The 17438-nt window shown below is 74.6% G+C and carries 13 protein-coding genes; 6 read left to right on the top strand and 7 right to left on the bottom strand.

Annotated elements, in window-relative coordinates; genetic code table 11:
- Positions 1-11 precede the first annotated feature (11 nt).
- Entirely contained in the window at positions 12-1199 is a 1188-nt protein-coding gene (locus tag ACQPY4_RS34745) for a Gfo/Idh/MocA family protein (protein ID WP_433328325.1), read from the top strand.
- On the opposite strand, the gene ACQPY4_RS34740 is transcribed toward ACQPY4_RS34745, so the two are convergent.
- A complete protein-coding gene (locus tag ACQPY4_RS34740) occupies positions 1184-2317 on the bottom strand; it encodes a glycerate kinase (RefSeq protein ID WP_433328323.1) in 1134 nt (377 codons plus the stop codon). The genes ACQPY4_RS34745 and ACQPY4_RS34740 overlap by 16 nt on opposite strands.
- 69 nt (positions 2318-2386) lie before the next feature.
- On the opposite strand from ACQPY4_RS34740, the gene ACQPY4_RS34735 reads away from it, so the two are divergent.
- From ACQPY4_RS34735 to ACQPY4_RS34720, 4 genes are all read left to right on the top strand, one after another.
- Entirely contained in the window at positions 2387-3409 is a 1023-nt protein-coding gene (locus tag ACQPY4_RS34735; RefSeq protein ID WP_433328321.1) for a LacI family DNA-binding transcriptional regulator, read from the top strand.
- Positions 3410-3503: 94 nt separating this feature from the next.
- A complete protein-coding gene (locus ACQPY4_RS34730) occupies positions 3504-4625 on the top strand; it encodes a Gfo/Idh/MocA family protein (RefSeq protein WP_433339138.1) in 1122 nt (373 codons plus the stop codon).
- On the top strand, positions 4622-5779 hold the full coding sequence (locus tag ACQPY4_RS34725; protein WP_433328319.1) for a dihydrodipicolinate synthase family protein: 1158 nt from the start codon (positions 4622-4624) through the stop codon (positions 5777-5779). Before ACQPY4_RS34730 ends, ACQPY4_RS34725 begins: the two co-directional genes overlap by 4 nt.
- Complete coding sequence (locus tag ACQPY4_RS34720; protein WP_433328317.1) at positions 5776-6591, top strand: sugar phosphate isomerase/epimerase family protein; 816 nt, start codon at positions 5776-5778, stop codon at positions 6589-6591. The genes ACQPY4_RS34725 and ACQPY4_RS34720 overlap by 4 nt, the downstream gene beginning before the upstream one ends.
- Before the next feature lie 207 nt (positions 6592-6798).
- Here ACQPY4_RS34720 and ACQPY4_RS34715 read toward each other — a convergent pair whose 3' ends face one another.
- Both ACQPY4_RS34715 and ACQPY4_RS34710 read right to left on the bottom strand, forming a co-directional pair.
- A complete protein-coding gene (locus ACQPY4_RS34715) occupies positions 6799-7899 on the bottom strand; it encodes a cytochrome P450 (RefSeq protein ID WP_433328315.1) in 1101 nt (366 codons plus the stop codon).
- Positions 7880-9310 carry an ABC1 kinase family protein gene (locus tag ACQPY4_RS34710; RefSeq protein WP_433328313.1) on the bottom strand — a complete coding sequence of 477 codons (1431 nt, stop codon included), beginning with the start codon at positions 9308-9310 and terminating at the stop codon, positions 7880-7882. The genes ACQPY4_RS34715 and ACQPY4_RS34710 overlap by 20 nt, the downstream gene beginning before the upstream one ends.
- A 53-nt stretch (positions 9311-9363) precedes the next feature.
- On the opposite strand from ACQPY4_RS34710, the gene ACQPY4_RS34705 reads away from it, so the two are divergent.
- Entirely contained in the window at positions 9364-9957 is a 594-nt protein-coding gene (locus ACQPY4_RS34705) for a TetR/AcrR family transcriptional regulator (RefSeq protein WP_433328311.1), read from the top strand.
- Positions 9958-10119: 162 nt separating this feature from the next.
- Here the strand turns inward: ACQPY4_RS34705 and ACQPY4_RS34700 are convergent, their stop codons facing one another.
- Genes ACQPY4_RS34700 through ACQPY4_RS34685 form a run of 4 tightly spaced genes read right to left on the bottom strand, consistent with a single transcriptional unit; the run spans position 10120 to position 17253 of the window.
- Positions 10120-10791 carry an ABC transporter ATP-binding protein gene (locus tag ACQPY4_RS34700; RefSeq protein WP_433328309.1) on the bottom strand — a complete coding sequence of 224 codons (672 nt, stop codon included), beginning with the start codon at positions 10789-10791 and terminating at the stop codon, positions 10120-10122.
- Positions 10788-11723 (bottom strand): ABC transporter ATP-binding protein, encoded by a 936-nt coding sequence (locus ACQPY4_RS34695; protein WP_433328307.1) that lies wholly within the window; start codon positions 11721-11723, stop codon positions 10788-10790. Before ACQPY4_RS34695 ends, ACQPY4_RS34700 begins: the two co-directional genes overlap by 4 nt.
- Complete coding sequence (locus tag ACQPY4_RS34690) at positions 11720-14245, bottom strand: hypothetical protein (protein WP_433328305.1); 2526 nt, start codon at positions 14243-14245, stop codon at positions 11720-11722. Before ACQPY4_RS34690 ends, ACQPY4_RS34695 begins: the two co-directional genes overlap by 4 nt.
- Positions 14242-17253 carry an FtsX-like permease family protein gene (locus tag ACQPY4_RS34685; protein WP_433328303.1) on the bottom strand — a complete coding sequence of 1004 codons (3012 nt, stop codon included), beginning with the start codon at positions 17251-17253 and terminating at the stop codon, positions 14242-14244. Before ACQPY4_RS34685 ends, ACQPY4_RS34690 begins: the two co-directional genes overlap by 4 nt.
- Positions 17254-17438 lie beyond the last annotated feature (185 nt).

The raw sequence follows: 17438 nt of genomic DNA, 5'->3' as shown, positions 1-17438 counted from the left end.
CGGAAGGACCGATGAACGACCTCCGCCTCGGCGTCCTCGGCCTCGGCCTGCGCGCCACCCTCGCCACCACCGCGCACCGGCCGGGCTCCGGCGCGCGCGTCACCGCCGTCGCCGACCCCGACCCGGCCGCCCGCGCGGCCGCCGCCCGGCTGTTCCCCGGCGCGCGCGTCGTCGCCGACCACCGCGCGGTGATCGAGGACGACGCGATCGACGCGATCATGGTCGTCACCCCCGACCACACCCATGCCGAGCTGGCCTGCCAGGCGCTGCGGGCGGGACGGACCGTCCTGGTCGAGAAGCCGCTGGAGATCACCGTCGAGGGCTGCGACGCCATCCTGCGGACCGCGCGCGAGACCGGGAGCCGCCTGTACGTCGGCCACAACATGCGCCACATGCCGGTCGTCCGGCTGATGCGCGACCTGGTCGCCCGGGGCGACATCGGCGAGGTCAAGTCGATCTGGGTCCGGCACTTCGTCGGCCACGGCGGCGACTACTACTTCAAGGACTGGCACGCCGAGCGCCGCTTCTCCACCGGCCTGCTGCTCCAGAAGGCCGCGCACGACCTCGACGTGCTGCACTGGCTCGGCGGCGGCTACACCACCACCGTCCAGGCCCTGGGCGACCTGATGGTCTACGGCGGCCTCGACGCCAGGCGCGCCCCGGGAGAGCCCAAGACCGCCGACTGGCTCGACTACGGCGGCAACTGGCCGCCCCGCAGCCAGCGCGCGCTCAACCCCGTGATCGACGTCGAGGACGTCTCGGTGCTGAACGCCCGCCTCGGGAACGGGGTGCTGGTCGCCTACCAGCAGTGCCACTTCACGCCCGACTACTGGCGCAACTACACCGTCATCGGCGACGCGGGCCGCCTGGAGAACTTCGGCGACGGCCCCGGCGGCGTGGTCAAGGTCTGGAACTCCCGCCGCTCGGGCTACCGGGAGGACGCCGACGCCGTCCACCCGATCCCGGACGCCGACGATGCCGGGGGCCACGGCGGCGCCGACCCGCTGCTGGTGGACGAGTTCGTCCGCTTCGCCCGCCATGGCGGGCCGACCGACACCTCGCCGGTCGCGGCCCGGATGAGCGTCGCCGCCGGGTTCCAGGCCACCGCGTCCCTGCGGGCGGGCGGCGTTCCCCTGGAGGTCCCGCCGCTGGACGCGGACCTCGCCGGTTACTTCGAGCGCGCTCAGGTGCCCGTCTGAGGAGCGTCCGCGATCGTCCGCCCGATCGCGCGCAGGAGTCCGGGCGCGCGGTCGATGGCCTCCTGGAGGCTCCCGGCCGCCTCGAGGAGGCTGTGCCCGGACACGATCCCATGCTCACGCAGCACCGCCCCGGCAACACTCACCCTTCCCGCCACGAGCGTCACCGGGACCCCGGCCTCGCGCGCCAGCGCGGCGGCCGCCACGGGCGCCTTGCCGCGCAGCGACTGCGCGTCGAAGGACCCCTCACCGACCACACACAACCGCGCACCCCGCAACGCCTCCGCGAGCCCAAGCTCCGACACCACCAGCTCGGTCCCGTTCCGCCGCCGCGCCCCCAGCACCGCCAACGCCGCGAACCCCGCCCCACCCGCCGCCCCAGCCCCCGCAGCGGCAACATGATCGGTGCCCGTCGCCTCGGAGATGAGGGCGGCCCAACGGCGCAGTGCGGCTTCGAGGGCCTGTACCTGGGCGGGGGTGGCGCCCTTTTGGGGGGCGAAGACGGTGGCGGCGCCTTCGGGGCCGAGGAGGGGGTTGTCGACGTCGCTGGCCAGGACGATCCCGGCCTCGCGCAGGCGGGGGTCGAGGTCGCGCAGGTCGAGGGAGGTCGCATCGCTCAGGGCGGCGCCGCCGAAGGCGATCTCCTCGCCGTCGGAGCGCGTGATCCGGGCGCCGAGGGCCTGGAGGAGGCCGGCGCCCCCGTCGGTCGAGGCGCTGCCGCCGACGGCCAGGACGATCTCGGTGCAGCCCAGGTCGAGCGCGCGGGCGATCAGCTGCCCGGTTCCGTAGGTCGTGGCGGTCAGGGGCGCGCCGTCCGGGTCGTCCACCAGGTCGAGGCCCGAGGCCTGGGCCAATTCCACCACGGCGCGGTGGCCGCGGACGGCGAAGGCGGCCCGCACCCTCGCCCCCGTCGGGCCCAGGACGTCGGCGTGTACGGGGGAGTAGCCCGCCGTGAGCAGCGCTTCGACGGTTCCCTCGCCGCCGTCCGCGAGGGGGATCTCCACCACGCTCAGTTCGGGGTCCGCCGCGCGCAGGCCACCGGCCAGCCATGCGCACGCCTCGCGCGCGGTGGCCGAGCCCCGGAACTTGTCCAGGCAGACGACCACAGGGCCGCTCGTCATGCTCGCCTCCGCTTGGAAATCGATTTCCGCATACTAGGATCGGGCTCTGCCGTGAGTCAAGGAGGGGTCGTGACCGAGGAACGGGTCGTCCTGCTCCAGGACGTCGCAGCCCGGGCGGGGGTTTCGCCCGCCACGGCGTCCCGGGTGCTCGGCCAGGGGAGCGGACGCCGGGTGGGCGAGGAGCTGCGGCGCCGGGTGGAGCGCGCCGCCCAGGAGCTCGGCTACACGGCCAACTCCCATGCCAGGGCGCTGTCGCGGACCTCGTCCGACCTGGTGGGGCTGGTCGTCCACGACGTCGCCGACCCCTACTTCGCCACCGTCGCCACCGGGGTCATGAAGGTGGCCGCCGACCGCGGCCTGCTCGTGCTGATGGCCAGCACCTTCCGCGACCCGGAGCGCGAGATCGAGTTCGTCACCGCGCTGCGCGGCCAGCGGGTGCGGGCCATCGTGCTGGCGGGCAGCCGGGTGACCTCCCGCGATCTCAACGACCGGCTGCGGCTGGAGGTCGGGCGCTTCCAGGCGGCCGGGGGCCGGGTCGCGGTCATCGGGCAGGATCTGCTGGGGACCGACGCCGTCCTGCCCGACAACCGCGGCGGCGCCAAGGCGCTGGCCGAGGCCCTGCTGGGCCTGGGGCACCGGAGGTTCGCCGTGCTCGGCGGCGAGCGCGCGCTGGTCACCGCGCGCGAACGGGTCGCGGGGTTCCTGGGGCCGATCAAGGCCGCCGGGCTGTCCGCCGAGGTCGTCTACTCGTCGTTCGACCGGGACGGCGGCCGCGCGGCCACCGAGCGGCTGGCGGCGTCCGGAGACCTTCCGACCTGCCTGTTCGCCGTCAACGACGTGATGGCGATCGGCGCGGTGGCGGCCCTGCGCGAGCTCGGGGTCGCGGTGCCGGGCCGGGTGTCGGTGGCCGGGTTCGACGACATCGAGGCCGTGCGCGACCAGGTCCCCGCGCTGACGACGGTGCGCCTGCCCCAGCGGTACATGGGGGAGCGGGTGCTCGAACTGGCCCTCTCCGACGCGGCGGGCAGGCAGCCGACGCTGCTCACGGTGCCGGGCGAGGTCGTCCTGCGCGCCAGCACCGCGGCCCCGTAGGCGGGCCCTCTCCCTTGACGGTCGTTCGGCCCGTCGTCTACTTTCTTGGAAATCGCTTTCCAAGGAGAGATCCGTGCGCTCTATCGACGTGATCATGAACGGTGTGACGGGGCGGATGGGATACCGCCAGCACCTGGTGCGATCGGTCCTGGCGATCCGCGAGCAGGGCGGCGTCGCGCTGGCCGACGGCTCGCGGATCATGCTGGAACCGATCCTGGCGGGCCGCAACGAGGCCAAACTCCGGGAAATCGCTGACCGCCACGGCATCGCCCGCTACACCACCGACGTGGCGTCGGCACTGGGCGACGGGGCCGGAATCTACTTCGACGCCCAGGTCACCCCCGCGCGGGAGAAGGCGATCCTCGCGGCCATCGGCGCGGGCTGGCACGTCTACACCGAGAAGCCCACCGCCGAGTCCACGCGCGGAGCGCTCGGGCTGGCGCGGGCCGCCGCCGAGGCGGGCGTCCGCGACGGCGTGGTCCACGACAAGCTCTACCTTCCCGGGCTGCTCAAGTTGCGGCGGCTGCTGGACGCCGGCTTCTTCGGCCGGGTCCTGTCGGTGCGCGGCGAATTCGGCTACTGGGTGTTCGAGGGCGGCTGGCAGCCCGCGCAGCGGCCGAGCTGGAACTACCGCAAGGAGGACGGCGGCGGCATCACCAGCGACATGTTCTGCCACTGGAACTACGTCCTGGAGAACCTGTTCGGCCCCGTGGAGGCGGTGACGGCCAAGGTCGTCACGCACATCCCCACCCGCGTCGACGAGCGCGGAGCGGAGTACGCGGCCACCGCCGACGACGCCGCCTACGGGATCTTCGAGCTGGCGGGCGGGGTCGTCGCGCAGTTCAACTCGTCCTGGGCCGTGCGCGTGCACCGCGACGAGCTCCTGGAGCTCCAGGTCGACGGCACCGAGGGCAGCGCGGTCGCCGGGCTGCGGCGGTGCCGGACGCAGCACCGCGCGAACACGCCCAAGCCCGTGTGGAACCCCGACCTCCCGGCCACGGAGCGGTTCCGCGACCAGTGGCTCGAAGTCCCCGACAACGCCGAGTTCGACAACGGCTTCAAGGCGCAGTGGGAGCAGTTCGTCCGGCACGTGGTCGACGGGGAGCCGCACGCCTACGACTTCCTGTCCGGAGTGCGCGGGGTGCAGCTCGCCGAGCTGGGGTTGCTCTCGTCGGCCGAGGGACGCCGCGTCCCGGTTCCGGTGGTGACCCTGTGACCGCCTCGCTCTGGCTGCCCGACGAGGACGGCGGCGCCGTCCACACGCTCGGCGCCCCCGCCGACTGGACGCCGCCGCCCGGCCCGCCGCGCTCCCGCGTGGCCTACGCCGCGGCCCACGTCGTCGCCGACCCTTGGGGCGACAACGTCCCCGGCGCGCCCGCCGCGATCGACTGGGACACCACGCTCGCGTTCCGGCGGCACCTGTGGAGTCACGGGTTCGGAGTCGCCGACGCGATGGACACCGCGCAGCGCGGCATGGGGCTGGACTGGGCGGCGACCACCGAGCTGATCCGGCGCAGCGCCGCCGAGGCCCGCTCGGTCGGGGGCCGGATCGCCGTCGGGGTGGGCACCGACCAGGGCGATGCCCCGTCCACGCTCACCGGCATCGCGGACGCCTACCTGGAGCAGCTCGCCGTGGCCGAGGACGCGGGCGCGACCGTGATCGTCATGGCGAGCCGGGCGCTGGCCGCTGCGGCCCGGGGCCCCGACGACTACCTGGAGGTCTACCGCCGGGTGCTGGGCCAGACGTCCGGACGCGTGATCCTGCACTGGCTCGGCGAGATGTTCGACCCCGCCCTGCGCGGCTACTGGGGCCACACCGACCTGGAGGCCGCGACCGCGACGTTCCTCGACCTGGTCACCGAGCACGCGGCCCGTGTGGACGGCGTGAAGGTCTCGCTCCTGGACGCCGGCCACGAGGTGGCGCTGCGCCGCGCGCTGCCCGCCGGTGTGCGCCTCTACACCGGCGACGACTTCCACTATCCCGAGCTGATCCGCGGGGACGACGAGGGACACTCGGACGCGCTGCTGGGCATCTTCGCGGCGATCGCGCCGGTGGCGTCCCGCGCGCTGGCCGCCCTCGACCGGGACGACCCGGCGACCTACGACGCCCTGCTCGCGCCGACCGTCCCGCTGGCGCGGCAGGTCTTCTCCGCCCCGACGCGCTTCTACAAGACCGGGATCGCCTTCCTGGCCTGGGTCGCGGGGCTCCAGCCCGCGTTCGTGATGGTGGGCGGGCTGCAATCGGGACGCGGCGTCCTGCATCTGGCGCGGACGTTCCGGCTCGCCGACGCCGCCGGGCTGCTGCCCGACCCCGACCTGGCCGCCGCCCGGATGCGCGCCCTGCTCGACACCGCCGGGCTGGGCCGATGAACGCGCTGCGCCGCTTCTCCCTGAACCAGAAGACCATCGACCGCTGGACCCTGCGCCAGGCGGTCGACGGATGCGCCGCCGCCGGGGTGGAGGCCATCGGTCTGTGGCGCGAACCCGTCCACGACCACGGCCTGCGGGCGGCCGCGAAACTGGTGCGGGACGCCGGACTCCGCGTCTCGTCCCTGTGCCGGGGCGGGTTCTTCACCGGGGAGTGGGCCGGAGCGCTCGACGACAACCGCCGCGCCATCGACGAGGCCGCCGAGCTGGGGGCCGCCTGCCTGGTCCTGGTCGTGGGCGGCCTGCCGCCGGGCTCGCGCGACCTGCCGTCCGCCCGGTCCCGGGTCGCGGACGCGATCGCCGAGCTGGCCCCGTACGCGGCGGCGCGGTCCGTCCGGCTGGCCCTGGAGCCGATGCACCCGATCTACGCGGCCGACCGGGGCGTCCTGTCCACCCTCGCCGACGCCCTCGACCTGGCCGAGCGGTTCCCCGCGCAGACCGTCGGCGTCGCGGTCGACTCCTTCCACACCTGGTGGGACCCCGCGCTGGCCGCGCAGGTCGTCCGAGCGGGCGACCGGATCGCGAGCGTCCAGCTGGCCGACTGGATCACCCCGCTGCCGCCCGACGCGCTGCTGGCGCGCGGCATGCTCGGCGACGGCCACATCGACCTGCGCGGCTTCGTCGCCCTCACCGACTCCGCCGGTTACGACGGCGACCTCGAAGTGGAGATCTTCAACGCGGACGTCTGGGCCGCCGACGGCGACACCGTCCTGGCCACCGTCCGCGACCGCCTCCTCCGGCACGTCCTCGGCTGAACCGGTCTACAGCAGGGCCTCAGCCAGACGGGCCCAGTCGGCGCGGGGAGAGGCGGCGAGGTCCGCGCCGAGGACCTGGACGCAGACGGTGTCGCATACACCATGTATGTGAACCAGGTGGCCGTGACGGAGTCGGCCGAGGAGTACACCCGCGACTGATACGGCGCGTTCGCCGTCCCGATGGCGCTCACCAGCCCCCCTCGCTCCCTAGCGGAGGGTCACCGGGAGCTCGACCAGCCCGTGGAAGGTGGACGAGTCGCGCCACTGGACGGGCGCCTCGGTCAGCGCCATCCGGGGGAAGCGGTGGAACAGGCGGGTCAGCGTCTCGCCCACCTCCACCCGGCTCAGGGCGGCGCCCAGGCAGTAGTGCGCACCGGCGCCGAAGGCGAGGTTGGGAGCCGGGTCGCGGGTCAGGTCGAGCCGGTCGGGGTCGGGCAGGCGGCGGGGGTCGCGGGCGACCTCGTCCAGCCGGATCAGCACGGCCTCGCCCGCCCGGACGCGGTGCCCGGCGATGTCGTGGTCGGTCTGGGCGACGCGGCCGACCAGCTTGACCGAGCCGTGCACCCGCATCAGCTCGGCCATCGCCCGGTCGGGGTCGGTGAGGAACTGCTCGCGGCGCTCGGGGGCGCCGAGCACGGCGTAGGTGCCGTTGGTGATGAGGTTGGCGGTGGTCTCGTGGCCCGCGGCCAGCAGCAGGAGGCAGGTGGCCAGGACCTGCTCCAGGGTGGGCCCGTCCGGCGTGGTCAGCATCGCGCTGATGAAGTCGTCGCCCGGCCGGACGCTCCGCTCGGCGATCAGCGGGGTGAGGAACAGCGCCAGCTCGGCGGACGCGGCGATCCCGGCGCGCAGGTCGCCGGGCGTCGGGTTGACCTCCAGCAGGCGGAACAGGTCCGGCGTCAGGTCGCGGAACAGCCGGGCGCCGTCCAGGCCCGCGTCGAGCAGCTCGGTGATGACCGCCAGCGGGACGAGCTGGCCGACATCGGCGAGGATCTCGGCCTCGTCCTGGTCTTCGAGCCCGGCCAGGACGCTCTCGACGATCGCGGCGACCCTCGGGCGCAGCCGCTCGATCGCGCGCGGGGTGAAGGCCGGGCTGAGCAGCGAGCGCAGCCGCGTGTGGTCGGGCGGGTTCATGAAGACCAGCGCGGCGTTGGGCATGTCGCGCATCTCCGGCGGCGCGAGCGGGTTGTCGCTCGGGTCGCTGCTCCAGCCCTGGCCGCGCAGCACCTGTGACGCCTCGGCGTACCCGCTGATCACATGGGAGTTCAGGGCCGCGTCCCAGCGGACGGCCTCAGTGGCTGAGGTGAGCATGGATGTCCCCTTTGTCGGGTCGCGGGCCGGACGCCCTGTCCGCCATGAAGGCGGCGTGGAGCTCGCCGTAGTGGGTTTCGGGCGGGCTGCCGTTGCCCCACTCCCGCCAGATGCTCCCCCAGTAGCCGGTCGCCTTCAGGGTGCCGAGGACCGCGGTCATGCCCAGGTCGATCCGGCTGAGCAGGACCATGTCCGACTCGAAGTCGACCTCGCGGATCACGTCCCGATACGGACCGTTGAGCGAGAGCCCGGCCTGGATGACCGAGGAGGCGTACTCCTCGGTGAAGGTGAACGGCTGCTCGGCCGTGGTGGGAACCAGCATCTCGGCGTGCCAGGCCATCAGGTCTTCGGGGGCGACGCCGGAGTCGGCGCCGATGATCCCGCGCTCGACGAACAACCGGTGCAGCAGCCGGGCGTCGCCGTCGACGATCGCGCCGATGCTGCCGCGCAGCCCGTCGATCTGCTCGCGCGTGAACCGCTTGACGCAGCCGTAGTCGAGGAAGGTGACCGTGCCGTCGTCGTGGAAGAGGTAGTTGCCGGGGTGCGGGTCGGCGTTGAACACGTGGAACTCGTAGATGCTGCCCAGGCAGAACCGGTAGATCGCCTCGCCCCACTGGTCGTGCAGGTCCTGGCCGCACGCCAGGGCCTCGCTCCAGCGCATCCCCGTCACCAGATCGCTGGTCAGCACGCGGCCGGTCGACAGCTCGTCGTGGACCTCGGGGACCCGGATGAACGGGTGCCCCCGGTAGATGTCGGCGAACAGGCGCTGGTTGGCGGCCTCGTTGACGTAGTCGAGCTCCTCGGCGATGCGGGCGCTCACCTCCTCGGCCATCGCGCGGACGTCGACGCTCGTGCTCCCGCCCGGGATCGCCGACTGCATCAGGCGGAAGAACGTCGCCAGCAGCTCGGTGTTGGCCAGGTCGTCGCGGATCGCCTTGTCGACGCCGGGGTACTGCACCTTCACCGCGACCCGGCGGCCGTCCGGCAGCGTCGCGGCGTGCACCTGGCCGATCGACGCGGCGGCCAGCGGCTCGGTGTCGATCTCGGCGAACAGCTCGGTCAGCGGCGCGCCGAGCTCGGCCTCGATCCGCTCCCTGACCAGGTCGAAGGGCATCGGCGGGGCGTCGTCCTGGAGCCGGGCGAACGCGTTGCGGTAGACGTCCTGGAACTCGGCGGGCAGGCCCACCTGCGGCGAGGCGAACGAGAAGATCTGCCCCGCCTTCATCAGCACGCCCTTGGAGTGCCCGAGGCGCTCGGCGTAGCGCTCGGCCGTCCTGCGGTGGAACTCGGCCTTGGCGTCGCCGCCGCGCAGCGAGGCGATGACGGCCTCGCCCGCCGTCCGCCCGGCCATCCCGACCAGTGGCGCGGTGCGGCGCACCCGTCCGCCCCGGACTTTCGGTCCTTCGCTCATCCCTGCCCCCAAAAAAGTGGACCCTTAGGCCTCCTCAGTGTTTACTTAGGAGCATGACGACGTCAACCCGAGACCGGATCCTCGATGTCGCGATGGGGCTTTTCGGTGAGTTCGGCTACCGGGGCACGAGCGTCGCCCGCATCGAGAAGGCCGTCGGCCTCACCCCCGGCGCCGGCGGCCTGTACCACCACTTCCGCACCAAGGAGGAGCTGCTCGCCGCGGGCATCGAACGGCACCTCTCCAGGCTGGAGGCCCTGCGCGACATCCAGCGGGCCATCGGGCCGCTGGACGACCCGCGCGCCGAGCTGACCCTGGTCGCCCGCTACACGCTGGCCGAGTTCGACCGCGAGGCCGAGCTGGTGCGCATCCTGGCCGCCGAGTCGCGCGCGCGGCCAAGCCTGCTGGACGACGCCGTCCGCCAGATGTTCACCAGCACCAACGAGCGGTTCGCCGAATGGCTGTGCGAGCGCGGGCTGAGCCCGGAGCGGGCGCAGGCCGTCACCGCGGTGGGGCTCGGCGCGCTGACCTCGCACCGGCTGATGGGCATCCTGCTCGTCCCGGCGGCGCCCTGCGTGGACGACGAGGCGTTCGTCGAGACGTGGGTCGAGATGGTGCTCGCGATGATCGGCGCGGACGCCACGCCCTAGCACTTCGCTCGACCGCCTTAGCCCCGCGCGCGATTGCGTTAACTAATCGGGGGAAGCGAAGCCGAAGGCGAGCTTCCCCCGGTTAGATCGCGGAGCGATGCAGCAATCGCAAAATCGCGGTCAGCGGAGCGAGCCGCCAGGCGAGCGCAGCTGGGCCGGGATTTAGGTCAACACAGCGCCGTCCTTGAGCTCCAGGACGCGGTCCGCCTCCGAGAGCAGCGTCCGGTCGTGCGTGGCGACCAGCACGGTGACGTCCTCGTCGCGGACGACCCCGTGCAGCAGCGGCATCAGCGACTTGGCGGTCTCGGAGTCGAGCTGGCCGGTGGGCTCGTCGGCGAGGATGAGCCGGGGCCGGTTGGCCAGGGCGCGGGCGATCGCGACGCGCTGGCGCTGGCCGCCGGACATCTCGCCCGGACGCTGGGCGGCGTGGTCGGCCAGACCCACCAGGGCCAGCAGCGTCCGCACCCGCTCGTCCCGCTCGGCCGGGGCGGTGCGGGCCAGGCGCAGCGGCACCTCGACGTTCTCGGCCGCCGTCAGCGCGGGGAGCAGGCCGTGCGACTGGAAGACGAAGCCGATGACCTCGCGCCGCAGCCGCAGCAGCGCGCTCTCGTCCAGCGCCCCGACCTCCTGGCCCTCGATCTCGACGGTCCCGTCGTCGGGCGCGTCCAGGCCGCCGATCAGGTTCAGCAGCGTGGTCTTGCCCGAGCCCGAGCGGCCCTCGATGGCGATCAGCTCGCCCGGGGCCGCGGTGAAGGTGACCCCGCGCAGGGCCCGGACCTCGCTGCGGCCGGACTTGTAGGTGCGGGTGAGGTTCGCCACGGTGAGCATGGTCATCGCCTTTCGGTGCCGTCCGGCCAGACGCCGAGGTGGTCGGTCTCCAGGGTGAGCCGGACGCGGTCCTTCATCCCGAGGCTCTCGGTGAACTCCCGAGGCAGCTGCACGCGGCCCGCCCGGTCCAGCACGCTGTACTCCTCGCGCGCGCCGCCCTCGCCCGAGGGCCGCCGGATCTCGGTGCTGGTGCGGCCGTCGCGGATGCGGACCGTCCGGTCGACGCGCTCGGCGACCTCGTCGTCGTGCGTCACCACCACCGTGGTGGTGCCGAGTTCGCGGTTGACCTCGCGCAGCGCCTCGAAGACCTCCAGCGAGCCGGTCGTGTCGAGCTCGCCGGTGGGCTCGTCGGCCAGCAGCACGCTGGGCGAGTTGGCCACCGCGACGGCGATCGCGACGCGCTGGCGCTCGCCGCCCGACAGCTCGGCGGGACGCCGGGGCCCCAGATCGGCGACGCCCAGCAGCTCCAGCAGCTCCCCGGCGCGTTCGGCGCGCTCGCGGCGCTTGCGCCCGGCCAGCCGCATCGGCAGCGCCACGTTCTGCGCGGTCGTGAGGTAGGGGAGCAGGTTCCTGGCGGTCTGCTGCCAGACGAAGCCCACCTCCTTGCGGCGGAAGCGCAGGCGCTCGCGGGCCTTCATCTCCAGCAGGTCCATCCCGCCCACCCGCGCCACACCGGCGGTCGGCAGGTCGAGCCCCGACAGGATGTTCAGCAGGGTCGACTTGCCCGAGCCGGACGCGCCGACCAGCGCGATCATCTCGCCCTGCTCGACCAGGAGGTCCAGGCCCTGGAGGGCGACGACCTCGACGCCGTCGCCCTTGTAGATCCGGACGAGGTTGTCGCAGACGACATGGGCACCCTCGCCGTAGACCGGGCCGCGCTCGGCGGCCCTGCGCTCCAGCTCGGCCAGGTTGGTCCCGTTGCCGTTCGGGTTCGTCACGTTTCGTCTCCCGTTCTCAGGGCCTGGGCGAGGGGGCGGCGCCGGTCGGCCAGGTCGTCCAGGGCCATCGCGGCGGCACCGGCCAGCAGGACCGCCGCGATCAGGACGGCCAGCGGGACGGGCTCGGGAAGCCCTCCGGGCGCGGTGAGCCCGCCGGTGTAGGGACGCAGGTCGAGCAGGGGCCCGGCCACGCGCGGCAGCACGTGCCCGAGCGTCCACCCGGCGGCGGCGGTCATGCCGATCACCGGGAGGAGCTCCGTGGCGGCCAGGGCGCGGCCCTGCCGGCCGCTCAGGCCGAGGACCCGCAGCCGCGCGCGGGCACCGGCCCGCGACGGCGCCCCGGCGATGATCACGGCCAGGGCGGCCATCAGCCCGTACGCGGCCGCGATGAGCGCCCCGCCGCCGTAGAGGTCGTGGACGACGGCGGCCAGCGGCGCGTTCCCGAGGTCGCGGAGCACGTCCTCGCGGAGCTCGGCCCTGGCGCCTTCACGGCCGAACTGCACCCACGCCGGGGTCTCGGCACGTGCGAGGTTCCGCAAGGTGCCGCGGTCGAGGCCGTCTCCCTTGATGAACACGGTCGTCGGGTACGCCTCGGCGCCCAGCGCCTTGTACGGGACGACGATGAACGGGACGCTCTGGTCCTGCCCCGGGAAGCGCGCGATGACGCCGGAGCGCGGCAGCGAGGCCGCCACCCCGGGCCAGGCGAACTTCACCGGTCCGGGCGCCAGGAGCTTCTGGGCCAGCGGCGAGAGCAGCGCGCCGTCGGCGGCGGACGGCAGGTCCCCGGCGGCCCCGCCCGCGATCGCGCGGTAGGCGGCCAGGTCGACGCCGATGACGGTCATGTAGGTCAGCTCGTCCAGCAGCACGTTCTGCCGGACCCGGGCGGGGACGGCGCCCTTGACGCCGCGCATCGCCCGGAGCCTGCCGACCGCGCCCGGTTCGAGGCGGTCGGAGGTGATGCGGGCGTCCGCGCCGACCGCCTGCCACGAGGAGCGCTCCTGACCGCGCCGCAGCTCGCCGTCGACGCTCTGCGCGAACCCGGCGACGGTGACGGTCAGCACCAGCACCACCAGCGGGAGCGCCGTGACCGGCGGCGTCCTGGCGGCGCGCGCGGCCGCCACGAACGCCACGGTCGAGCGGCCGCGCCGCAGGAGCCGTCCGGCCAGGACCGACACCAGCGGGTAGCCGCGAAGCACCAGCAGGCCCGCGGCGACGCCGAGCAGCGCGGGGACGGCCGCGACCATCGGGTCGCTGCCGGCCGACGGCCCGCGCAGGCGCAGCATCGCGACCCCCGCGATGGCGAGCGCGACCACGAGCCCTTCGAGCGCGAGCCGGCGCCGGGTCGGCCCGGCCTCCGCCCGCCCCGCCAGGAGCGCGGCGGGTGCCGCGCAGGTGAGCAGGGCCGTCGCGGCGGCCAGCAGCGCCGGGACCGCGCCGGGCGGGCCGCCGTCGAGCAGCGGCCCGAGCGCCAGGCCGAGCAGCGCGGCGGGCAGCACGGCCAGCACGCCCAGGCCGCACGCCGGGACGGCGAGCTGGTGCGCGGCGGCGCCGCGCGCCCGCATCAGGACCAGGGACGAGCGCAGCCGCTCGGCCAGCAGCCCCGCCGCGACCAGCAGCACCCCGGCCGCGGCGGCGATCAGCCCGCCCTGGATCAGCCCGACGGTCGTCCTGGCGGCCTCCAGCCGCGTCCGGTACGACTTGAGCACGCCGTCGAGCGAGGTGGAGACCCGGGCGGGGAAGACGTCGCCGCGCCCGCTGACGGCGGCGCGGAACGCGTCCACCTCGGTGGCCATCTTCACGGCCAGCCCGGCGGTGACCTCGGACTGGTGGACGGGGAACCGCCACGAGTAGGTCAGGTCCAGGCCATCGGCCGCCAGCGCCGCGTACCCGGCCGGGTCGGCCAGGACGACGCTCACGCGGTACCGGACCTCCCTGTCCTCCTTGGTCTGGGGCGTGAGGAGGCCCGCCCTCGGCGTCCAGTAGCGGTCGGCCGCGTCCAGCGGCGCGTAGAGGCCGGTGACCCGCGCCTTGACCCCGCCCGCCTCGATCAGCGTGCCAGGCCGGAAGCCGAACTCGCGGGCGGCGCCGTCGGAGATCGCGACCTGGAGCTCGGCGCCGGGGGCGTTGCGCGGGGCGCTTCCCGCGACGTAGCGGACGCGCCGCTCGGCCCCGGGGTCCCACGACACCGCGAACTGCCGCTGGTGGGCGCTCTTGAGGTCGAGGGTGGTCACCGACGCCTCGGGCGGCCCGGTGACGGTCCGCAGCGCGGGCGGCAGCTGGTCGCGCCAGCGCCGCGAGCGGTCGGCCATCTGGGCCGCCGCCGCCTCGGGGGTGATCGTCAGCTTTCCGCTCCCCAGGCCCGCGACCTGGAGGTCGGCATGGGGGCCGAGCGCGGCCCCGGCCGCCCGGTCGTACCCGTCGGACGTCCGCGCGGGGACCAGGACCGCGAGCACGGTCGTCACGAGCGCGAGCGCGGCCAGGGCGAGCATCGGCGCCGCGTTGGCGCGGGCGAGGCGGGTCATCGGTCCGTCCCTTCACCGGCGACCCGGCGCCGCAGCGCGCGGGTGAGGACGGCCAGCAGCAGCCCGAAGACGGCGGCGACCGCCGCGAACACCGCCAGCAGGATCGTCCAGGGGACCACGAGGTCGGCCGGTGGATACGGCGCTCCGGCCTGCACGGTCAGCACGATGTGGCCGACGACCAGCCGCGCCACCAGCAGCCCGAGCGCCAGCCCGCCGACCAGGCCCAGGCCCACCAGGAACGTCTGCTCGACGGCGAGCATCCCCGAGATCTGCCGCCCCCGAACGCCCAGGGCGCGCAGGACCGCGAACTCGCGTGCCCGCTCGCGCGCCGCCACCGCGGAGCTCACCACGAAGGCGATCACCGCGAACGCCAGCGCCGCCGCGAACCCGAGCACCAGCGCCCCCTGGAGAGCCGCCCCGAGCGGGGCGTCGCGCAGCTCGCGGCGGAGCGCCGCCCGGTCCGAGGCGACCCTGGCCAGGTCGGGACGCGAGGCGAGCTCCCGCACCGCCCGGTCTCCGCGCGCCGACGCCCACCACTCGTCGGGCACGAGCCCGTCGGCGGTGGCCGAGCCCGCCGCCAGCCGCCGCTGCGCGAGGTCGGGCAGGTCGACCAGCAGGGCGGGACGGCCCGGGTCGGCGGAGGGGAGCGCCGGGACGACGGCCACGATCCGGACGGGCTGCTCGCCGTCGGCCGTGCCGAGCGTGACCGTGCCGCCGACCTTGACCAGCGACCGATCGGCCAGCTCGCGGGTGACGATTCCCGGCACCGCGGGCTGGGTCTTCTTGCCGCTCGGCGGGGCCGCCGAACGTGCCGCCTGTGGCAGCGGAGCCTCGCCCGTGCCGGTGCCGCGCGCGCCGAGCAGGTCGGCCTTGACGCGGCCGGCCGGCGGGTGGTCGGGCGAGTGGTGCAGGCCGCGCACCGAGAGCGGATAGGAGATCACGCCCCCGGGCCCGGCCAGGTCGGCGGCGTTCAGCGTGACGGTCCTGGTGCGTCCGTCCGGCTTCACGGCGGGCAGCGGGACCCGGTAGAGCAGGCCGCGCCCGTCCGCGAGGGTCACGTCGAGCTGGAGGTCGTCCTTCAGCTGGCCCTCCGGGGTCGCGCGCACGTCGAATTGCAGGCTCTCCGGGCGTCCGGGGAAGGTGCCCCCGGGGGCGGGGGAGCGGTTCGAGGCCAGGTCGGCGCGCCGGAGCGCGGCGGCCAGGTCGGGCCGGACGCGGAGCGTCCCGGCCAGGGCGCGGACGTCGGCGGCGAGCAGCCCGACGGACAGGTCACCGAGGGTGGCGTCCTGGCGCCGGACCCCTACCACGCCGGTGACGTCCGGCAGCGCGGCCAGCCGCCCGGCCCGTCCCATCGGGGACGGCGCGTGGCCCCCGTCCGGCACGGTCAGCCGCAGGTCGGCGCCCGCACGGAAGTCGGCCTGATCGAGCTGGGACTGGCGCCAGGTCGCCATCGTCGTCACCGACAGCACGCCCACCGCCATCGCCATCACCAGCAGCAGCGCGGGCCCGGCGTGCCGGATCGAGCTCCGGCTGACCTGCCGCGCGCCCATCGAGACGGCGAATCCGCGCCCGCGCGAGGCGACCCGCTCGACCGCCGCCGAGGTGATCGGCACCAGCCGCAGCAGCAGGACGCCGCCCGCCAGCAGCGCGATCGCTGGGCCGGACACGATCACCGGGTCGATGGCCCCCGTCGTGGGGGCGCCGCCGTACCGCGAGAGCTGCCAGAGCGCGAGCGCCGCGACGATCAGCAGCACCGCGTCCGTCCAGGACGCCCCGCGCCGGGTGCGCGTGACCACCAGCGACCGTCCGGCTCCGCGCAGGGTCGGGACGGTCAGCACCGCCGCCGAGGCCAGCGCGGCCGCCACCGAGATCCCGAACAGCGGAAGCAGCGGGCCCGCGTCGAGCCGCAGGCCCGCGGCCTCGACGGCCGGGGCCCAGCCCAGCGCGCGCAGCAGCGGTCCGGCCAGCAGCGGTGCCAGCAGGGCGCCGGGCAGCACGATGAACAGCCCCTCGGCCAGCGTGAGCCCGGTGAGCTGGAGCATCGCGGCGCCGCGCATCCGCAGCAGCGCGATCTCCTGCCTGCGGTGGTCGGCCAGCAGCCGCGCCACCAGCACCAGCGCGTACCCGGCCAGCATCACCAGTTGCAGGACGGGGATCAGCATCGTCGAGCGGGAGACCAGGACGGCGCCGTTGAGCTGCTCGGTCAGCTCCGGCAGCCGGGTGACCGCCGCGAAGCCGGGGCCCGACTTCTCGAAGACCTCGCCGCCGCCGCGGACCCGGCGGCCGAGGTCGACCATGCCGTCGGCGGACAGGCCGCGCAGGTCGGGCATGACCGACCACCGGGCCTGCACGCCCGACCCGGTGAACTTCGCCGCGAACGTCTCGATCGGGACCACCAGCGGGCCCCGGGTCGTGTAGTCGCCCCGTTCGAGGCCGGTGGTGACCAGCCGGTCGCCCTGCCACAGGGCGTCGTCGGCCGCGTTCACCTGGAACAGGCCCACGACCGTGACCTGGACGACCTGTGCGCGGTCGATGCGCCCGCGCAGCGTGAGCGACGCCCCGGGGGACACGCGCATCGCCCGCGCGGCGTCCGCCGGGAGCACGGCCTCCAGGGCCGCGCCGCGTCCGGGCCAGCGCCCGCTCACGAGCCGCGCGTGCCGCGCGATGCCCGAATAGGCCGCGAACGCGGTCAGTTCGGGGCGCTCTTTCTTCTCCTGCCCCGGGAGGGTGAACGTGTCGCTGCGGATCGCCACCGGCGCCGTCACCGGCACCTCGCGGTAGATCTCGCGCAGCGCGCGGTCGACCTTCGCTTGCGTGGCCGCCACGCCCCCTGGGGGGACGGGACCCGAGAGCCGGGTGCCCGCGGATTCGGGGGAGGCCTTGGCCAGTGTCCGCCGCAGGCCCTCCTGGGTCACCGACCCCGAATACCCGACGAGCGCGGCCAGCACCGTGGCCGCGAACAACACCGTCGCGCACGCCGCCAGAACCAGGCCGCGATCGTTGGCCATCCGCCCGACGACAGGCCCGGGCTGAGCGGGCACTAGACCTGCCCCTCGGGGCGGCCGACTTCGCCGCCCCGTCCGCGCGCGTCCGCCGATCGCCAGTGATCAAGCAGCGCCATGCCCCGATCTCCCTTCGCTGCGGGGCATACTAACTGGTTAAAAGTACGACTTTTACCCCCAAATGATCTTTG

Source organism: Spirillospora sp. CA-294931 (assembly GCF_050946795.1).
Taxonomy (GTDB): Bacteria; Actinomycetota; Actinomycetes; order Streptosporangiales; family Streptosporangiaceae; genus Spirillospora.
The sequence above is the reverse complement of the archived record's forward strand: the minus strand, read 5'-3'. Positions and strand labels throughout refer to the sequence as shown.

Excerpts from the sequence above, each read along its gene's own strand:
- ACQPY4_RS34710 (WP_433328313.1), bottom strand. The coding sequence starts at position 9,310 with ATGAGCGAAGGACCGAAAGTCCGGGGCGGACGGGTGCGCCGCACCGCG.
- ACQPY4_RS34690 (WP_433328305.1), bottom strand. The coding sequence starts at position 14,245 with ATGACCCGCCTCGCCCGCGCCAACGCGGCGCCGATGCTCGCCCTGGCC.
- ACQPY4_RS34720 (WP_433328317.1), top strand. The coding sequence starts at position 5,776 with ATGAACGCGCTGCGCCGCTTCTCCCTGAACCAGAAGACCATCGACCGC.
- ACQPY4_RS34700 (WP_433328309.1), bottom strand. The coding sequence starts at position 10,791 with ATGACCATGCTCACCGTGGCGAACCTCACCCGCACCTACAAGTCCGGC.
- ACQPY4_RS34685 (WP_433328303.1), bottom strand. The coding sequence starts at position 17,253 with ATGGCCAACGATCGCGGCCTGGTTCTGGCGGCGTGCGCGACGGTGTTG.
- ACQPY4_RS34705 (WP_433328311.1), top strand. The coding sequence starts at position 9,364 with ATGACGACGTCAACCCGAGACCGGATCCTCGATGTCGCGATGGGGCTT.
- ACQPY4_RS34740 (WP_433328323.1), bottom strand. The coding sequence starts at position 2,317 with ATGACGAGCGGCCCTGTGGTCGTCTGCCTGGACAAGTTCCGGGGCTCG.
- ACQPY4_RS34730 (WP_433339138.1), top strand. The coding sequence starts at position 3,504 with ATGAACGGTGTGACGGGGCGGATGGGATACCGCCAGCACCTGGTGCGA.
- ACQPY4_RS34715 (WP_433328315.1), bottom strand. The coding sequence starts at position 7,899 with ATGCTCACCTCAGCCACTGAGGCCGTCCGCTGGGACGCGGCCCTGAAC.
- ACQPY4_RS34745 (WP_433328325.1), top strand. The coding sequence starts at position 12 with ATGAACGACCTCCGCCTCGGCGTCCTCGGCCTCGGCCTGCGCGCCACC.